Raw genomic sequence first — 15698 nt, 5'->3', positions numbered from 1 at the left:
CGCCGACGACCCGTCCGGTCAGCCCTCGTACCGCCCGAGAGGCCGGTCAGTGGACGCGTTCACCGCACTCCGCCGGCAACAGGACGGCGCGCGGTGGCAGTTCGCCGGGGCGACACCCCCTCACGCGCAGGCACGCCTCACGGGACTCCTCCTCGGGCGGGTATTCCAGGGTGACCTCGTCCAGGACGTCGAAGTCGACGGCGACGTGCAGTTCCGCCGCGTGCACACCGTCCGGGAGACAGCCTGCCAAAGTCCCGAACGCCGCCGTGTCGTCGCCGTCGGCGACGCACTCGCGGATCTCGAAGCGCCAGTGCTCGGCCGCCTCGGCGAGCAACGCCCTTCCCCGCTTGCCCCGCCCCGCGAGGAGCTCCGTACGGGCCCGCAGATGGTGGGCGATCGCGCAGCAGACAGGCACCGCTGCGCCGTAAGGGGTCGTCACGCGCGTGTACTCGGCGTGGGGATAGGACGACAGGGCCTGATCGAGGAGGCCCAACGCGGTGTCCGCGGCTGCCGGGTGGCCCTGCCGGACGATGTCGAGGAGCAGAGGCGCCGCGACGACAGCCGCCGGGAACACCGCGGCGCTGTGGCCGTGGACGATGCCGCCACCGTCCAGCAGCGTGCCTGCCTCGGCCGCCTGTTCCAGGCTCGCCGCGTCCGTCAGGGCGCGCAGACCCCTGGCGGCACGCGCCGGGTCGTACCAGCGGGGGTGGCCGGGTACCGCACCCCAGTTCACCGACTCGATCGCATCCAGCACGTCACCATCCTCGCACCGAGGGATCGACAGGCGCATCGGCCGGTGGGCGAGGCGGAGTGCCAGTCGCCACTCGCCAGTCGGAGTGGTCAGTCGCCGGGGGAGCGGAGACCGGTGGCGGTGGTCCCTGCGCTCTCCGTGGGGGCCGGGCAGGTCGGAAGCGGCCGGTAGCCTCACATGCCATGGGCATTCGGATGGACGTAGAGGTGGGTTATCCGGTCAACGACGAGATGGAGCGGGTGCTCGGGCTCGCCGAGGCGGTCGGAGAGCCCGTCGACATCGCGTTCCTGTGGGAGGGACGTACGGAGGCGGAGCACGCCGTGCTCGTGCCCGCGGCCACGCTGGCGCTCTGGGAGCACTGGGCCCCCACCGCCTACCCGACGAGTGACGCAGAGGGCGAGGAGCGGGCTGGCACAGGCGAGCCGGAACTGGCCCACCCTGCGGTGTACGGGGCGTTCACCCTCTTCCGCCGTCGCGTGGGAGGGCGCACCGCGGTCGCTCGCGGAGGTGTGGTGGTGGCCGAGCTACTGCACCCCGACGAGGCGCACTGGCTCCGGGAACAGGCGCGCGACGTCCGCCAGGGCTTCATGGACCCGAAGCAGAAGGCGGCGTTCGAGGAGTTCCTCGCCCGCCGGCCACCCGTAGCCGAGCGGTGACGCGGCGACTTACGCCGGGGCCGCGCCGTTTCCGCCGACTGCCTTCGTGACGAGGGGGAGACGGCCGGTGCCTCCGGTCCCCTGAATGGCGGCTCCCTGACCGCCGTCCAGCAGGTGATCGATGCCATCGCCGAGGCTGCGTGTGGTCGTCCCGGTCAGAGCATCGCGGGCCGTCGCCACTCCTGTCCGAGGACATGGTGGTCGAGGAAGTTCAGCACCGTCTCGTACATGAGGCGGATGTGGTGCGGTGCTCCGATGGTGTGGCCCTCGGTCGGGAAGTGCAGGAACCGGACGGGCACGCCGAGCCGTTGGAGATCGTGGTGCAGGCTCAGTGCCTGGCCCATCGGCACACGGTGGTCCCTGCCGCCGTGCACGATGAGCACGGGCGTCGTCACCCTCGCCGCGTCGACGTGCGGCGAGTCGGCCTCGTACCGCTCCCGTTGCGTGCGCGGGTCGCCGAAGATCTTCCGGAAGTAGGCGTGCATGTCGGTGCCGGTCTGCAACGCCTCGAGGTTCCACATACCGGCGGCGGAGACGATGGCCTTGAAGCGGTCGGTGCGGGTCGCCGCCCGGTTGGCCAGGTAGCCGCCGTAGGACCAGCCGGCGAGGGCCGTCCGGGTCGCGTCGAGGTCGGCGCGTGCCAGTGCGGCGTCCGTCAGCGCGATGACGTCACGGTAGGGCTGACCGCCGTACTGTCCCCGGCCGCGTTCCTGCATCCGTTGCCCGTAGCCGGTGGACAGGGCCGGGTCCGGCAGCAGTACCGCGTAGCCCCGTGCCGCGAACGGCCAGGGGTTCCACGACCAGGTCCAGGCACTCCAGGACGCCTGCGGCCCCCCGTGCGGAACGACGAGCAGGGGTGACGGACGCTCGGGCGAGGCGCCTTCGGGCAGAACGAGCCAGGCGCGCAGCGGGAAGCCGTCGTCCGCCTGGGCGCACACCTCGGTGAGGGTGCCGGGAAGCCGGCGGAACTCGCCGGGGGCCTGGAGGAGGTCGGGTTGCTGATCGGGCGTCGTGGCATCCAGCCGGACCACCCGGGGAGGGCTGTCGATCGCGCTGCGCAGCGCGTAGAGCGTGGTCCCCTCGGCTGTCACGCACAGCGAGGTGTAGGCGCCGGACGCGGTCAGTCGGGTGACCGTGCCGTCCGTGTCGCGGCGGAAGACCGGGCAGTGTCCCCGCTCGTCCCCGGTGAACCACAAGGTGGAGTCGCCGGGTACCGGCGAGAGGACCGCCCGTCCGGGCCACGGCCAGTTGTCGAACTCCGGCAGCAGGTCGGTCTCTTCACCGGAGGCGAGGTCGAACGCGACCAGGGTGACGCGCCATTCCGTGTCGTACCTCTCCTCCCGCTGGCGCTGGCACACCAGCGTCGAGCCGTCGGCCGTGAACACCGGGCGGTAGTACTGATGACCAGGGCGCGAGAGGACGCGACGCCGGACACCCGTGGCCGCGTCGGCGACCACCACCGTGTTCGTGTCCGGGGCACGACCGGTCGCGGCCCGCGTGTAGGCCACCAGCGAGCCGTCCGGTGAGAGCGCCACGTCCGCTTCGCCCGCCAGACCCTGGCTGCCGGCGTTCACCGCGGGCCCGTCGGAGCGCAGGACGAAGGTGTGCGGTTCGTCCGGCCCCAGGGCCGCACCCCAGACCCCGGTCACCGTCTCCTCGTACAAGGCCGCGGTGACCCCGGCGTTCTCGCGCGCACGCAGAGAGGCGGCGTACGACTCGGTGTCCGGGGCGCCGGGCAGGAGGTCGGCGGTGTAGGCGACGGTGTCGGCACGCGCGGCGACGGTGAAGGCGGAGATGCCCCCCGGGTGGCCGACGATCCGCCTGGCCTCACCGTTCTCGGGCAACGCCCACAGCGACGTACCCGTTCCGTCGTCACCGGCGGAGTCGGAACCCTGAGAACCCTGACGGTCCTGGCGGTCCGAGAGGAACAGCAGCGTCCCGTCCGCGGTGAACGCCGGGGCGAAGTCACCCTCGACGGTCCGAGCCAGGAGCCGGCTCTCGCCCTGACCCGAGGGGTCGACCTCCCAGAGCGTCGCATCGTGCCCGCTGCCTTCGTCGTCGACCGAGTACACCGTCAGGATCAAGCGGGTCCCATCGGGCGCCAGAACCAAGTCCGACAGGCGGGGGTGTCCGGCCAACTGGCCGTGGAAAGCGTCGGCTTCGTCCGAGAAGGGGGTCATGCCGATCATCCTGCCTGCCACGCCCCGCCCGTGACAGGGGCGGCCCCGCACCGCCTTCATGTGGTGCCGGCGAGCCCGGCATGGCAGCGAGACGTGTGCTCGACCCGGACCAAGTCGGGGACCTCGACAGCGAAGGATCAAGCGGCGCCGACCAACCCCCATGGAGCCGGCCTCCGCCCGCCGCTCGCCCCGGAGCCGGCCGGGTCGGAGACCGAAGAAACAGCACGCCGGCCCGGTCGCCCTGATCCCGGCAACTCCGGGCGCTGAGCGTATTTCTACTCCAGTAGCTTCCCGAGCGTTCAGTACATTGCCCAGGCAGCCCGGATCACCCACTGCTCCCGACGGAACAACCGGAGAATCAGCCGTGCCCAGAGAAGCGCCCTACCTTGCCGTGGCCGACATGCTGCGCGCACGGATCCTGGCGGGGGAGTGGCAGGTCGGGGAGCGGCTGCCGTCCCGGGTGCGGCTCGCGGAGGAGTACGGCGTCGGGCGCAACGTCGTCCAGAGAGCCATGGACCGTCTGATCATCGACGGCCTCCTCGAAGGCCGCGCCGGCTCGGGCACCTACGTCCGCACACCGCGCGAGCGCCTGCGGCTGGTCCGCTCACGCCACCGTGAACGCCGGGGCGGCTCTCCGTACGGCGCCGGCATCAGGGAACGGGGCAGGGCCGACGCCTGGGACTCGTGCAGCCAGGCGCGCGTCCCCGCTCCCGAGGCGATCGCCGAGCGGCTCGCCGTCCGCCCCGGGGACCTCTGCGTCCGCACGCACTACGAGTTCCTCGCCGACGGTCAGCCCGTCCAGCTCTCCGAGTCCTGGGAACCGATGGCCATCACCGGCGGAACACCGATCGTGCTGCCTGAGACGGGCCCCCTGGCGGGGAAAGGGGTGGTCGAGCGCATGCGCTCCATCGGCGTGCTCATCGACACGGTGGTCGAGATGCCGCGCCCGGCTCGGGCCACCCGGACACACGCGACCCTGTTGGGCATCAGTATCGGCGACCTCGTGCTGCGGATCGAGCGGACCATCTACGACACGGACGGACGCCCGGTGGAAACCGCCGACATCGTCATCCCTGACGCGCGCCGGGAAGTGGTGTACGAGTTCGCGGCCGAGGTGCCGCAGCCACGGAAACCGGCACCGCGAAGGCACGAACACCCCTAGGAGACCGCTATGTCGACATCCCGCCGACCCGGGCTCCTGCGTGATCCCGACTTCGGCCGTCTCTTCGCCGCCACCGCCCTCGGGCAGCTCGGCGATCGCATCCTCTTCCTCGCCCTCCCCCTGGTGGCGATCGTGGCCTTGGACGCCGGCAACTTCCAGGTCGGGTTGCTGACGGCGATGACCACCGCAGGCTCGCTCCTGGTCGGGTTACCGGCCGGCGCGTGGGTCGACCGCATGCGGAAACGGTCCGTGATGATCAGCACCGACGCCGCACGCTCACTGGTCCTGTTGACGGTACCGGTCGCCTGGTGGGCCGGCTTTCTGACGGTCTGGTGGCTCTATGCGGTCGCCTTGGTCCACGGAGTCCTCACCGTTTTCTTCGACGTCGCCTACGTCAGCTATCTGCCACACCTGGTGGGACGGGACGGTCTTGTCGAGGCGAACTCGAAACTCTCGGCGGTACGCTCGGTGACCAGTATCAGCGGACCGTCGATCGCCGGACCGATGGTCGGCCTGATCGGTGCGCCGGTGACGCTGCTGGTGAGTTCGGCGGGAATGGCCGTGTCCGGCCTGCTCGCGGGCACCATCCGCAGACGCGAGCAGAAGCCCGAGTCCAGTGAGCGCCCTCATCTGGGCCGGGAGATCAAGGAGGGACTGGGGTACGTTCTCCGACGGCCCGTTCTGCGGGCCATGATGCTGGGAGACTCCCTGTTCAATCTCTCTCTCGTCGTCTACCAGACCATGCTGTTGGTGTACCTGCGACGGGAGTTGGGACTCGGTTCCTTCGACGTGGGCCTCATCCTGTCGGGGATGGGCTGTGGTGCCCTGCTGGGCGCGCTGTCGGCGACCCGGGCCTCCCAGCGCGTCGGACACGGTCCGGTCATCTGGCTCGCTCCCCTGGTCACCTGCCCGTGGACGGTCCTGATGCCGTTGGCCCGACCGGGTTGGAGCGTGTGCGTTGCCGCGATCGGTCTCGCGACGCTGTCTCTCGGGGGAGTGGTCCGGGTGGTGGCCCAGTCCAGCCTGCAGCAGGCCCTCACGCCGGATCGGCTGCTGGGCCGCGTCAGCGCCACGGCTCGGTTCGTGTCCTGGGGTGGCATCCCTCTGGGAGGCGTCCTGGGCGGGGTGTCGGGCTCCGTGTTCGGCGCGGCGGCCACCTTGTGGATCGGTGCGGCCGGTATGACGCTGAGCGTCCTTCCCACCTTCCTGTCGCCGCTCCGGACCATGCGCGCACTGCCCTCGGAAAGGAGTCCCGAGCCGGTGCGTTGAGCGTGCCGGCCCGCACCGCTCCCGCCAGGGCACAGCGGCGTCGGCCCGGTCGGCGACGCCCGCGACCTCGCCGACCCTCAGCGGGACGCGCAGGCGAACCGGTCCGGATCCGTGTCTTCGTCGAAGTCGCCCAGATGGACGGGCGGCCGGTCGAGGCCGACGGCTGCCAGTACGGCGGGCAGGAGGGTGGCCATCCCCTTGGGCCGGACGGTCTCCGTGGTGTCGGCCAGTTCCGCTGTCGACCACCAGTGATGCCCGTAACGGGCCTCCTCGGTCCGGATGTCCATCCCGTCGGCCTCCTCAGCGGTGACCCGGGCGAGACGGTACTCCTCGTACTGGTCGAAGACCCGGCCGTCGACGGTGAAGATCGCCTGCCGGGTCCAGACGACGGGACTCAGCCGCTCCACGGGAAGGGACAGGGCCGTCTCTTCCCACACCTCCCGCACGGCGGCCTCGGGGTAGTCCTCGCCCCGCTCGACGCCGCCGCCGACGGTGAACCACCATTTCGCCCCTGGCCTGCGGGGGTCACGACCGCAGAGCAGGAGCAGACGATCGGCATCGTCCACCAGGAGAACCCGGGCCGTGCACCTCTTCGTCATCGCCACGAACGCTGATGCTACCCACCGCCTCCGGCCCGGCCCCTCGGCGGGCCGCATCCCGCTGCGGACGGGGCGGCATTGCGTGCAACGCTCGTCATGGCAACGCCATGTTGCATTCGGTCTCAGGGCCATTGCATCAGTTTCCTGCCGTTGACCTGCAATAACGTGCACACGTTGATTGACGGAACCATGAACGCAACGTAGCTTTCGAGCACTCAAAACGTCATGTCGTGAAATGAGGAATGGCTATGAGTGAGTCTCTCCACACCGTCACGACGCTGCCGACGGAGCGCCGGCCCGGCTGCCCCTTCGACCCGCCGGCCGAGTTGCTCGACGCCCGCCGGCACGGCCCCGTCAGCCGCTACACCCACCCCGGCGGAAAGCCCGGCTGGATGATCACCGGGTACGACCTGGTCAGGTCGGTGCTGGCCGACCCGAGGTTCAGCTCCCGCAAGGAGCTCCTGAACGTGGTCGACTTCGAGATCCCCCCGGCGCCGCCCGGCGAGTTCCTCCTCACGGACGAACCGCAGCACAGCCGCTACCGGAAGCCGCTGGTGGGCAAGTTCACCGTACGGCGGATGCGATTGCTGACAGAACGCATCGAGCAGGTCACCGCCGACTGTCTGGACGCCATGGAGAAGGCCGGCCCGCCGACGGACCTGGTGACCGCGTTCGCCAAGCCCATTCCCACCGTCGTGATCTGTGAGCTGCTGGGGGTGCCGTACGAGGACCGGGGTTCCTTCCAGGAGCAGATCGACACCTTCATGGGCGGGGAGGCGAGCGACGAGGAACTGATAGCGGCCTACACCGCGACCCAGGAGTACCTCGCGGGGCTGGTGGCCGCCAAGCGCGCGAACCCCACCGACGATGTGCTCAGCGATCTCACCGACAGCGATCTGACCGACGAGGAGCTGAAGGGGATCAGCCTCATCCTGCTGTCGGCCGGATTCGACACCACCGCGAACATGCTCTCCCTCGGCACCTTCGCACTGCTGCGGAACCCCGCGCAACTGGCCGCGCTGCGCGCCGATCCCGCGCTCACCGACCAGGCCGTGGAGGAGTTGCTGCGGTATCTGAGCGTCGCCAAGACGTTCTGGAGGACGGCGCTGGAGGACGTCGAGCTGGGCGGCCAGACCATCGAGGCCGGCACGACGGTGGTCCTGTCGTACCACACCGCCAACCGCGACCCCGAGCGCTTCACCGACCCGCACGTGCTCGACCTCCGCAGGCCCTACGAGGGGCATCTGGCCTTCGGTCACGGCATCCACCAGTGCCTGGGGCAGCAACTGGCCCGCATCGAGATGCGGGTGGCGTTCCGCGCGCTGGTCGACCGTTTCCCGACGCTGCGTCTGGCCGTACCGGCTGAGGAGGTTGTCCTGCGCCCGGAGACCGCGGACATCTTCGGGGTCAAGAGTCTCCCGGTCACCTGGGACAAGGAGCAGTCATGAGGACGACGCGTCTGCACGTCGACCGTGAACGCTGCATCGGCGCCGGGATGTGCGCACTGACCGCCCCCGAGGTCTTCGACCAGGATGGTGAGGACGGTCGCGTGCTCCTGCTGAACCCGGAACCGCCCGCCGCTCAGCGCGCGGCCGCACAGATGGCCGCCGGTGTCTGCCCTTCCGGAGCGATCACGCTGCACGAGCCGGATCCAGGCGGTTCCTGACGCCGGGGCACGTACTCCCGCACTGCCTGCTCGCGCGGGCCGGCCCGCACCAGGACCGCCCGCCGTCAGGGTCCGTTCAGCAGTGCCGGATACGACTCGGGGGTGCCCGTTCTCGCGTGCACGCTCCCGGGGAGCCGCGGGCCCGTCAAGCAGCGACCAGGATCCCGGCGACCAGGAGGCCGGCCGCCAGACACACGGCCCCGACGACACAGAAGACGGTGACCAGCGCGGCGCCGTCGTGCCCGTCGATGAGCATCCGCTTCGGGTTGTCCGGATCGTAGAAGACCGTCACCACCGAACCCGTGCGGAGATGACCGGCCGTGTTACTGGCGATAGGGGACACGCCCTCCACGGTCCGGCCGTCGCCGGTCACCCACTGGACCACCGGGCTGTACATCGGGGGGCCGTTGTCGACGTCGCGCACCGTGTGAAACCGGACGATCGTCCCCCATGCCTTCACCCCCTGCTGCCGCAGCCTTCGCGTACGACGCCGGAGGGCGAGGCCGATGGCCATGAACACCGCCCCGAGCAGCAGCGGAACACCCGCCCCGATCAATCCGCCCATGAGTCCGCCACTCCCTTGTCCACCGGACCCATTGGATCACGCCTCTCCGGAGTCGAACGCGTCGGCGTCGACACGGACTCCGAGGCACTGCCCGGCGCCGTGGACCGGGCCGGTCGAGTGGTCCGCCGGACGCGGCTCACATCCGGTCAGTCGAGCGTGTGCCGACCGAGGCGTTCCGCTCAGGACGGACACCGGTCGGGCCGGCCCGCAGGTGTGCCCTGGTTGCCCGGGGGAGCGGGGAACCAGGGCGAGCGGCCGGTCGGTCAGGACGCGCTGCCGGTGACCGAGCCCGCGGACTTGGTGACGTGGTACGTGACGGTCGTGCCGCTCCAGAAGTGGAAGGTCAGGGTTACGGTGGCGCTGTCGCGCAGCGCGCCCAGGAAGTCGGGCGTCAGACTGATCCGGCCGCCCGAGTAGTCCGGCGAGAAGGCGCGGTTGAACTCCTGGTACGGGGTCCAGTCGGCCTGGCCGGCGTTGCTGCCGTCCGCGTACGTGGCCTCCATGGTCGCCAGCTCGTCACCGTGGTACCGCGTGGGAACGGTGAACGAGTCCGTCGTGCCCGTCGCGTTCGACAGGACCGGAGGGTCGTAGGTGACGATGTCGACGTTCCAGGGCAGCCCCCGGGAGAACCGGGCCCGGAGCGTCGCGCCGACCCCGTAGGCGTGATCGCCGGTCAGCCGGGTCAGAGCGGCGGCCGTGAGGGTGAGCTGGTTGCCGGAGAGCGTGTAGTTCCGTCCCGCGACGAGCCGGGTGCCGCCCTGCCACAGTCCCCGGAAGGTGGTGCCGTTCGGGTCGAGGGTGAGTGTCCGGGCCGTGATCTGGCTCGACTTCCGCACGAAGACCTTGTCGGAGGAGGCGGTGCCCGAGCGAGTGGTCCAGCTCGACCTGATCCAGGCGAACAGTGCCGGGTCCCGCCACCGGAGGGTGGAGCGGTTCAGGTAGGAGAAGGGGTCCCACAGGGCGGTGGTGACCCCGGAGACACGCGCCTGGTGCCCGAGCTGCTCAAGGTACTTCAGGGCCTCGCCCCGCTCGATGGAGTCGGGATGGGTGTAGTCGGGCCAGCTGAGGGTGCCGTACTCGCCGAGGTAGACGGGGACGCCCTTGGCGACGAACGAGTCGTGCATGCGGGCGAAGGCGTCGGTCAGGTCCTCCTGGGCGGTGGCGTCGTACCGGGTGCCGCCCGCGATGTTCACGCTGAACGGGTACCAGCCGTAGTAGTGCACGGTGGCGACCAGGTAGGGGTCGTCCAACGCGCCGATCGTGGCGGACAGGTCGTCCATGAGGGCTTGCGAGGGTGTGCAGCCCAGCGTGGGCAGGACCAGCAGACGGCTCGTGTTCCCGCCTCCCGAGCCGCGGACGATGGTGTTGGAAGGAGGTGTTGAGTTCGTCCAGCAGCTGGATCTTCTGCGCGTCCGTGGCGTTGTTGAACTGCGGTTCGTTGACGCTCTCGAAGAGGAGGGAGCGCGGCTCGTCCCGGAACGTGGTGGCGATCTGCGACCAGCCGGCGTCGAAGCGGGCCCGGACCTCGTCGTGATGGGCGGGCATGTCCGCGATCCACTGCCACGAGTCGTGGTGGACGTTGAGCACGACGTACAGTCCGTCGGCCAGCGCCCAGTCGACCACCTGCTTGACGCGGGTCATGAAGGTGGCGTCGATGGCGTAGGGGGCGGTGGCGGACTGGTGGTCGGTCCAGGTGACCGGGATGCGGACACTGCGGAAGCCCTGTGCGCGCACGGTGTCGAACAGGGCCTTCGTGACCGGTGGGTTGCCCCAGGACGTCTCGTCGGGGATCGCGTCCAGCGTGTTGCCGAGGTTCCAGCCGGGCTGCATGGCCGCCACGGGGCCCATGGCGGAGGCCGGAACCCGGACCTGCGACCGTGTCGGGTGTGCCGGGTTCCCGGCCGCCGCCATCGGGTGGCGCTGGACAGGCCCACGACGACGAGCAGCGTCAGCAGCAGGGCGGCCAGGCGCCCGGGACCGCAGCTGCGGTGGGGGGCGGAGGGCCGTATGTCCTTCACCTGTCGTTCCTTTCGGTCGGATGTCGCGACGGGGTCGGATCGGGGGTCTGTCGGTGCTCGGACCGGTGGTCGGGACGGCGGTCGGATCCGTGGTCACCGTGTGAGGGGTTCGTAGTCGAACCAGTCGAAGTGGACGGTGCCGACGGCCGCGTACACGCCGATGACGCGACCGGTGAAGCCGCCGGCCACCTCGGTCGACAGATAGCGGCCGTCGAGGGTCGCGAGCACGGTGAAGGTGCCGTCCGGCTGCTCGAAGCCGAGGGAGACGACATCGGGTCCCGTGCACGGCCCGTGCGGAGGCGGCGGGTCGGTCACGGTGAGGCCGAGGACCATCGGTCCGTCGGGTACCGGATGCGTCGCGACGACCGTGCGAAGCGGACCGACGCGTGCGGCGACCCGCACCTCGGTGCCGGACGCCTCGACCGCGTAGTGGTGCCGCTCGTCCAGCCGTACGGCCAGGCCGCCGCGGCCCTCCGAGGGGTCGACCAGAGTGCGCGCCCGGCACGACAGGTGCTGCTGGCGCCGGCCGGTGAAGACGACGCCGGGGGCGTCGAGGCCGCCGTCCCGCGCGCGGAGCGTCAGCCATCCGGGGCGCTCCTCGGTGGTGCAGTGCTCCGCCGGACGGTCCCGCACGGAGATCCACGCCGGCCGCAGTGCCTTACGGCCGAAGTCGTCCCGCCGTTCCTGCTCCGGGCCGGGCACAAGGGGCCACGGCGGAACCGTCAGGTCCAGGGCGACCTCGCCGACGACCGGCCAGTCCTCCACCCAGGTCACGGGGGCGAGGAACGTCTCCCGGCCGAGCACGTGCCAGCCGGGGGTGCCGCCACGCGGCCGTACGCCGAGCAGCACCATCCACCAGGAGCCGTCGGGAGCCTGGACCAGATCGGCGTGCCCGGTGTTCTGCACGGGGTGGTCGGTGCCGCGGTGGGTGAGGATCGGGTTGGCGGGACAGGGCTCGAACGGGCCGTCGGGCCTGGGGCCGCGGGCGACCGCCACGCCGTGGCCGCGCTCGGTGCCGCCCACGGCGATGAGCAGGTACCAGTAGTCGCCGATCCGGTACAGATGCGGCGCCTCCGGGGCCTTGTCGCCGGGCGCGCCGGACCACGTCTTCCGCGGGGGCCCGTACGTCCTCCCGGTGTACGGGTCGATGCGGACCTGCGACACCCCGGCGACGGTGCACCAGCAGGTGCCGTCCTCGTCCCAGGCCAGGTCGGGATCGATGCCGGGCACGCCGTCGAGCCGGACGGGATCCGACCACGGACCGGCCGGGTCGGTCGCGGTGACGATCAGGTGACCGCCGCCTTCCTGGACATCGGTGACGATCAGCCAGAAGCGTCCGTCGTGGTGGCGCAGGGTGGGGGCGTAGACCCCGGCGGAGGACGGCACGCCGGCGGACAGACCCAGCTGGCTCGGCCGGTCCAGGACGTTGCCGATCTGCGTCCAGTGCACCAGGTCGCGGCTGTGGAAGAGGGGTACACCGGGGAAGTACTCGAAGCTGGAACAGGCGAGATAGTAGTCGCCGCCGACCCGGCAGATGCTGGGGTCGGGATGGAAACCCGGTAGCACGGGGTTGACGGGGCCGGTGTCTGACAAGCCACCAGGTCCTTTCGGAGCGCGGGACGTGTGGGTCGGGCGAAGGCGTCCTCCGAGGAGGGCGCCTCCAGGCGCCGGGCGGGAGCGGCACGGCGGAGGGCGCGGTGGGCAGGGCGGTGGGCACGGCACCGTCATGGCAGGCGCGGTACCGCGCGCCTGCCGGGGGCAGGTCATGGCGTCGGGCCGGAGCGGTGTGTGGGCGGAGGAGAAGGGTTTGCCGTACAGTCGAAGCGCTTCACTCGACAGGCGAAGCTAATGGACGCGTTTCGCGCGAAACAAGAGTGTGCGCACGACGAAAGTTTTCTTCGGCAGGGTCTTTTGATTGGGGCTGCCGCGACGAAGGCAGCGTCGACGCGCTTCGACGCAGTGCCGTCAACCCGGCCTCGATCTTGGCCCGTTCCCTCTCGCCCCGTCCACGTACGGCACGCGGACTCCCGCCCGGTGCGCGGTGGGCGAGTCCGCCGAAGGATCGGCTCCCGCTTCGAACGGGGTCAGCTCCTCGACCCTCCCGGCCTCCGTCCGACGTGAGTGCTCCGACCAGCGCGAGGAGGCGTGGCAGCCTTGGGGAGCCCTCAATCGACAGAGGCGGGCCGCTGGGCCGCTGACCGGGTACTGCTCGTCGCGGACCTCGTGCTCGCCGGGTGGCGGTGCGGTCCGCGCGGCGACCGCCCTCACCGCAGCCAACTCACAGATCCTTTACGGGTACAGCCTTAGGCTGGCGCGGTGACTGATGAGCGGGAGCGGGTGCAGCCGTCGGGAGTGTGGGCCACGGCGGTGGGGGTGGCCAGAGTGCGGGCGCTGGAGACCGAGCGGGAGAACGCGCTGTTCCGCGACCCGCTGGCACAGGCCTTCGCCGCCGCCGGTGGCCTGTGGCCCTCTTCGTCGCCGCAGCCCGACGACGAGGCCGCGCGACGCCGTCGGCTGGCCGTGTCGTTCTCCATCGTCATCAGGACGAGATTCCTCGACGACCTGCTGCAACAGGCCTCCGCCTCCGGGGTCCGGCAGGTCGTGCTGCTCGGCGCCGGAATGGACAGCCGGGCCTTCCGGATGGACTGGCCCGAGGGCACCCGGCTGTTCGAGGTCGACACCGCCGTCCCACTGGACTTCAAGGCTTCGGTGCTGCGCCAGGAGCGGGCCGTCGCGCGCTGCGAGCGGATCACCGTCGCGGTGGACCTGCGGGAGGACTGGCCGGCCGCGCTGGCCGCCGCAGGGCACGACCCCGCCGTGCCGACCGCCTGGATCGCCGAAGGACTGCTGATCTACCTGCCCGAGGACGCGGTGGAGCTCCTGCTGGCCCGGATCAGCAGTCAGTCGGCGGCAGGCAGCCGGTTGGGGCTGACGCTGGGCTCGCGCGGCGTGATCGAGCGCTTCGGCGCGGACGCCGTACCGGGATCGGCGGCGTCCATGTGGGTCTCGGAGATGCCCGACGACCCGGTTGGCTGGCTGGCCGGACACGGTTGGGAGGCCGAAAGCCACACCCTGCGCGAGCGCGCAGCCGCGTACGGCCGTCCGATCCAGACCCCGCCGCGGCCCGATGAGGGGCCCGGCGGTCTGATCTCGGCGGTCCGCCGGTAGAGCGCCTTCCGGATCCCTGGGACGATCGGTTTCGAGGGGTCTGATGAGTGGAGCGGATGCCGGCCCGCTGTACGCTGGCCCCTGTTCGTGTACGACCCGGAGTGGAGAGACAGGGAGGTGAGGTCGGATGACCGCGTTCAAGGCCACCCTGCGCAGCGTCCGGGTGTCCCTCACGTCCCGGGCCGTGGCCTGACCTCGTCCTGTCCGCCCTCGCTGGGAGCGTGAGCTCGCGAGGGACCCACACGAACCCCACTCCGGAACGGATCCTCCTCCATCATGCGCAACTGGATCACGCGCGCCGAGACCGGCGCCGACGTCCCCGCCATCCGCGACATCCTCCTCACCGCGTTCGAAACCTCCGAGGAGGCCGACCTCGTCGACGCCCTGCGCGCCGACGCCTCCTGGATCGACGGCCTGTCCGTCGTCTCCACGGACGAGAACGGCCGGCCCGTCGGCCACGCACTGCTGACCCGCTGCCGCATCGGCGACAAGCCGGCCCTGTGCCTGGCCCCCTGCGCCGTACGGCCCGAGCACCAAAGGAGCGGCGCCGGCTCCGCGGCCGTCCGCGCCGCTCTGGCGACGGCCAGGCAGATGGGGGAGCACTACGTCGTCGTCCTGGGCCACCCGGCCTACTACCCCCGGTTCGGTTTCACCCGCGCCTCCGCCCACGGCATCGGCCTGACCATCGACGTCCCGGACGAGGCCCTCATGGCACTCAGCCTCGACGCCGACCACCCGCTGCCCGGCGGAACCGTCCACTACGCCGCACCGTTCGGCATCTGACCCGCCCCCGCGGTGCGGGCCGCGTCATCGCGCCCCGCACCGCGACAGCAGCCGCGCGCGGGCTCAGTCCCACCAGAACTCCCAGCGGTTCAGGTCGACGAGGTGCTCGGCGTAAGCGGCCAGGTCGCGATGGGCGCCCTGCCAGATGTTGTCGGGGCAGAAGGCGAAGTGCTCGGCGGCGATGATCAGGGCGTCTTCGAGGCGGTTCGGTGGGGCGGCGACGCTCAGGTGCAGGGTGTCGAAGCCGACTCCGACGACGCGTACGCCGAAGCGGTCCTCCCAGTCGCGGACGACGGCGGAGAACAGAGCGGTGTCGTTGCCGTAGTTCAAGGGGCCGGTCCACCCGGCGGTGCTGAGGGAGTCGGCTCCCCTCGGTGCCGCGACCAGACCGAGGCGCGCGTGCGGGGTGTGGACGAGGAAGGCTCGCGCGTATCGCTCGGCCATCGCATCGGGATCCGCGACGAGCGCCGGCGCCGGTGCGCACCCGGGCCAGGTCCGGCCGAAGGGGGCGGTGACGGCCAGGCGTTGGTCCACGCTCAGCTGGTCGTCGTCCTCGTCGGTGGTGGTGTAGTCCTGCCACCAGCGGATGAGGAGTGCCTCCGCGTCATGCTCTGCCGGCGATGACATGCCCTCGGGGGATATCTCACCGCAGGCCCAGGGGCGGAAGTCGCTGTCGTGCGGGTCCAGGGAGTCGAGCAGGAGCGGCCAGAGGCCGGAGGCGGCATGCCCGGCGCGCAGTTGGGACCAGAGCTCGGGGGAGGGCGGGGCGTCGCTCAGCCACAGTGGCCGCACACCGCCACGGCCTCCCCCCGAAGTGATCAGGCGCCCGGGCGGCAGCGCCGGGCCGTTGGGAAGGCGGGATTCTGGGTTCACGAGCGGAT

The 15698-nt window shown here is 71.0% G+C and carries 14 protein-coding genes and 1 pseudogene; 7 read left to right on the top strand and 8 right to left on the bottom strand.

Features of this window, described 5'->3' with window-relative positions; genetic code table 11:
- Window positions 1-46: 46 nt before the first annotated feature.
- Entirely contained in the window at window positions 47-754 is a 708-nt protein-coding gene (locus ACZ7N4_RS33630) for a hypothetical protein (RefSeq protein WP_471366305.1), read from the bottom strand.
- Window positions 755-933: 179 nt separating this feature from the next.
- On the opposite strand from ACZ7N4_RS33630, the gene ACZ7N4_RS33625 reads away from it, so the two are divergent.
- Entirely contained in the window at window positions 934-1407 is a 474-nt protein-coding gene (locus ACZ7N4_RS33625) for a hypothetical protein (RefSeq protein ID WP_471366301.1), read from the top strand.
- Between the two features lie 155 nt (window positions 1408-1562).
- Here ACZ7N4_RS33625 and ACZ7N4_RS33620 read toward each other — a convergent pair whose 3' ends face one another.
- Window positions 1563-3587 carry an alpha/beta fold hydrolase gene (locus ACZ7N4_RS33620; protein WP_471366298.1) on the bottom strand — a complete coding sequence of 675 codons (2025 nt, stop codon included), beginning with the start codon at window positions 3585-3587 and terminating at the stop codon, window positions 1563-1565.
- Between the two features lie 364 nt (window positions 3588-3951).
- On the opposite strand from ACZ7N4_RS33620, the gene ACZ7N4_RS33615 reads away from it, so the two are divergent.
- Window positions 3952-4749, top strand: coding sequence for a GntR family transcriptional regulator (locus tag ACZ7N4_RS33615; protein ID WP_471366293.1), 798 nt, complete (start codon window positions 3952-3954; stop codon window positions 4747-4749).
- 9 nt (window positions 4750-4758) lie between these two features.
- Entirely contained in the window at window positions 4759-6018 is a 1260-nt protein-coding gene (locus tag ACZ7N4_RS33610; RefSeq protein ID WP_471366290.1) for an MFS transporter, read from the top strand.
- 77 nt (window positions 6019-6095) lie between these two features.
- Here the strand turns inward: ACZ7N4_RS33610 and ACZ7N4_RS33605 are convergent, their stop codons facing one another.
- Window positions 6096-6617, bottom strand: coding sequence for an NUDIX hydrolase (locus ACZ7N4_RS33605; protein WP_471366430.1), 522 nt, complete (start codon window positions 6615-6617; stop codon window positions 6096-6098).
- A gap of 248 nt (window positions 6618-6865) precedes the next feature.
- On the opposite strand from ACZ7N4_RS33605, the gene ACZ7N4_RS33600 reads away from it, so the two are divergent.
- Both ACZ7N4_RS33600 and ACZ7N4_RS33595 read left to right on the top strand, forming a co-directional pair.
- The gene (locus ACZ7N4_RS33600) at window positions 6866-8065 is read left to right on the top strand and encodes a cytochrome P450 (protein ID WP_471366286.1); all 1200 of its coding nucleotides are present in this window, start codon (window positions 6866-6868) and stop codon (window positions 8063-8065) included.
- A complete protein-coding gene (locus ACZ7N4_RS33595) occupies window positions 8062-8283 on the top strand; it encodes a ferredoxin (protein WP_471366282.1) in 222 nt (73 codons plus the stop codon). The genes ACZ7N4_RS33600 and ACZ7N4_RS33595 overlap by 4 nt, the downstream gene beginning before the upstream one ends.
- 145 nt (window positions 8284-8428) lie before the next feature.
- On the opposite strand, the gene ACZ7N4_RS33590 is transcribed toward ACZ7N4_RS33595, so the two are convergent.
- The 4 genes and pseudogenes from ACZ7N4_RS33590 to ACZ7N4_RS33575 form a co-directional block, all read right to left on the bottom strand.
- Window positions 8429-8848 (bottom strand): DUF3592 domain-containing protein, encoded by a 420-nt coding sequence (locus ACZ7N4_RS33590; protein WP_471366280.1) that lies wholly within the window; start codon window positions 8846-8848, stop codon window positions 8429-8431.
- A gap of 263 nt (window positions 8849-9111) precedes the next feature.
- A complete protein-coding gene (locus ACZ7N4_RS33585; protein ID WP_471366425.1) occupies window positions 9112-10155 on the bottom strand; it encodes a X2-like carbohydrate binding domain-containing protein in 1044 nt (347 codons plus the stop codon).
- A 166-nt stretch (window positions 10156-10321) separates the two neighbouring features.
- Window positions 10322-10678 (bottom strand): annotated as a pseudogene (locus tag ACZ7N4_RS33580) (glycoside hydrolase family 5 protein); the annotation flags it as partial.
- Window positions 10679-10959: 281 nt separating this feature from the next.
- A complete protein-coding gene (locus ACZ7N4_RS33575) occupies window positions 10960-12459 on the bottom strand; it encodes a glycoside hydrolase family 43 protein (RefSeq protein WP_471366277.1) in 1500 nt (499 codons plus the stop codon).
- A 759-nt stretch (window positions 12460-13218) separates the two neighbouring features.
- Between ACZ7N4_RS33575 and ACZ7N4_RS33570 the strand changes: the two genes are divergently transcribed.
- Together ACZ7N4_RS33570 and ACZ7N4_RS33565 are read left to right on the top strand one after the other, a co-directional pair.
- Window positions 13219-14034: a class I SAM-dependent methyltransferase gene (locus tag ACZ7N4_RS33570; protein WP_471366422.1), complete on the top strand. Its 816-nt coding sequence runs from the start codon at window positions 13219-13221 to the stop codon at window positions 14032-14034.
- Window positions 14035-14310: 276 nt separating this feature from the next.
- On the top strand, window positions 14311-14817 hold the full coding sequence (locus ACZ7N4_RS33565) for a GNAT family N-acetyltransferase (RefSeq protein WP_471366274.1): 507 nt from the start codon (window positions 14311-14313) through the stop codon (window positions 14815-14817).
- Window positions 14818-14880: 63 nt separating this feature from the next.
- Here ACZ7N4_RS33565 and ACZ7N4_RS33560 read toward each other — a convergent pair whose 3' ends face one another.
- Window positions 14881-15690 carry a DUF4253 domain-containing protein gene (locus tag ACZ7N4_RS33560; protein ID WP_471366271.1) on the bottom strand — a complete coding sequence of 270 codons (810 nt, stop codon included), beginning with the start codon at window positions 15688-15690 and terminating at the stop codon, window positions 14881-14883.
- Between the last annotated feature and the right edge of the window lie 8 nt (window positions 15691-15698).

Source organism: Streptomyces sp. NPDC107654, from assembly GCF_055639035.1.
The sequence above is the reverse complement of the archived record's forward strand: the minus strand, read 5'-3'. Positions and strand labels throughout refer to the sequence as shown.

Bases quoted from the DNA above. Each gene is read 5' to 3' on its own strand.
- ACZ7N4_RS33595 (WP_471366282.1), top strand. From the start codon at position 8,062: ATGAGGACGACGCGTCTGCACGTCGACCGTGAACGCTGCATCGGCGCC.
- ACZ7N4_RS33565 (WP_471366274.1), top strand. From the start codon at position 14,311: ATGCGCAACTGGATCACGCGCGCCGAGACCGGCGCCGACGTCCCCGCC.
- ACZ7N4_RS33590 (WP_471366280.1), bottom strand. From the start codon at position 8,848: ATGGGCGGATTGATCGGGGCGGGTGTTCCGCTGCTGCTCGGGGCGGTG.
- ACZ7N4_RS33625 (WP_471366301.1), top strand. From the start codon at position 934: ATGGGCATTCGGATGGACGTAGAGGTGGGTTATCCGGTCAACGACGAG.
- ACZ7N4_RS33620 (WP_471366298.1), bottom strand. From the start codon at position 3,587: ATGACCCCCTTCTCGGACGAAGCCGACGCTTTCCACGGCCAGTTGGCC.
- ACZ7N4_RS33610 (WP_471366290.1), top strand. From the start codon at position 4,759: ATGTCGACATCCCGCCGACCCGGGCTCCTGCGTGATCCCGACTTCGGC.
- ACZ7N4_RS33600 (WP_471366286.1), top strand. From the start codon at position 6,866: ATGAGTGAGTCTCTCCACACCGTCACGACGCTGCCGACGGAGCGCCGG.
- ACZ7N4_RS33605 (WP_471366430.1), bottom strand. From the start codon at position 6,617: ATGACGAAGAGGTGCACGGCCCGGGTTCTCCTGGTGGACGATGCCGAT.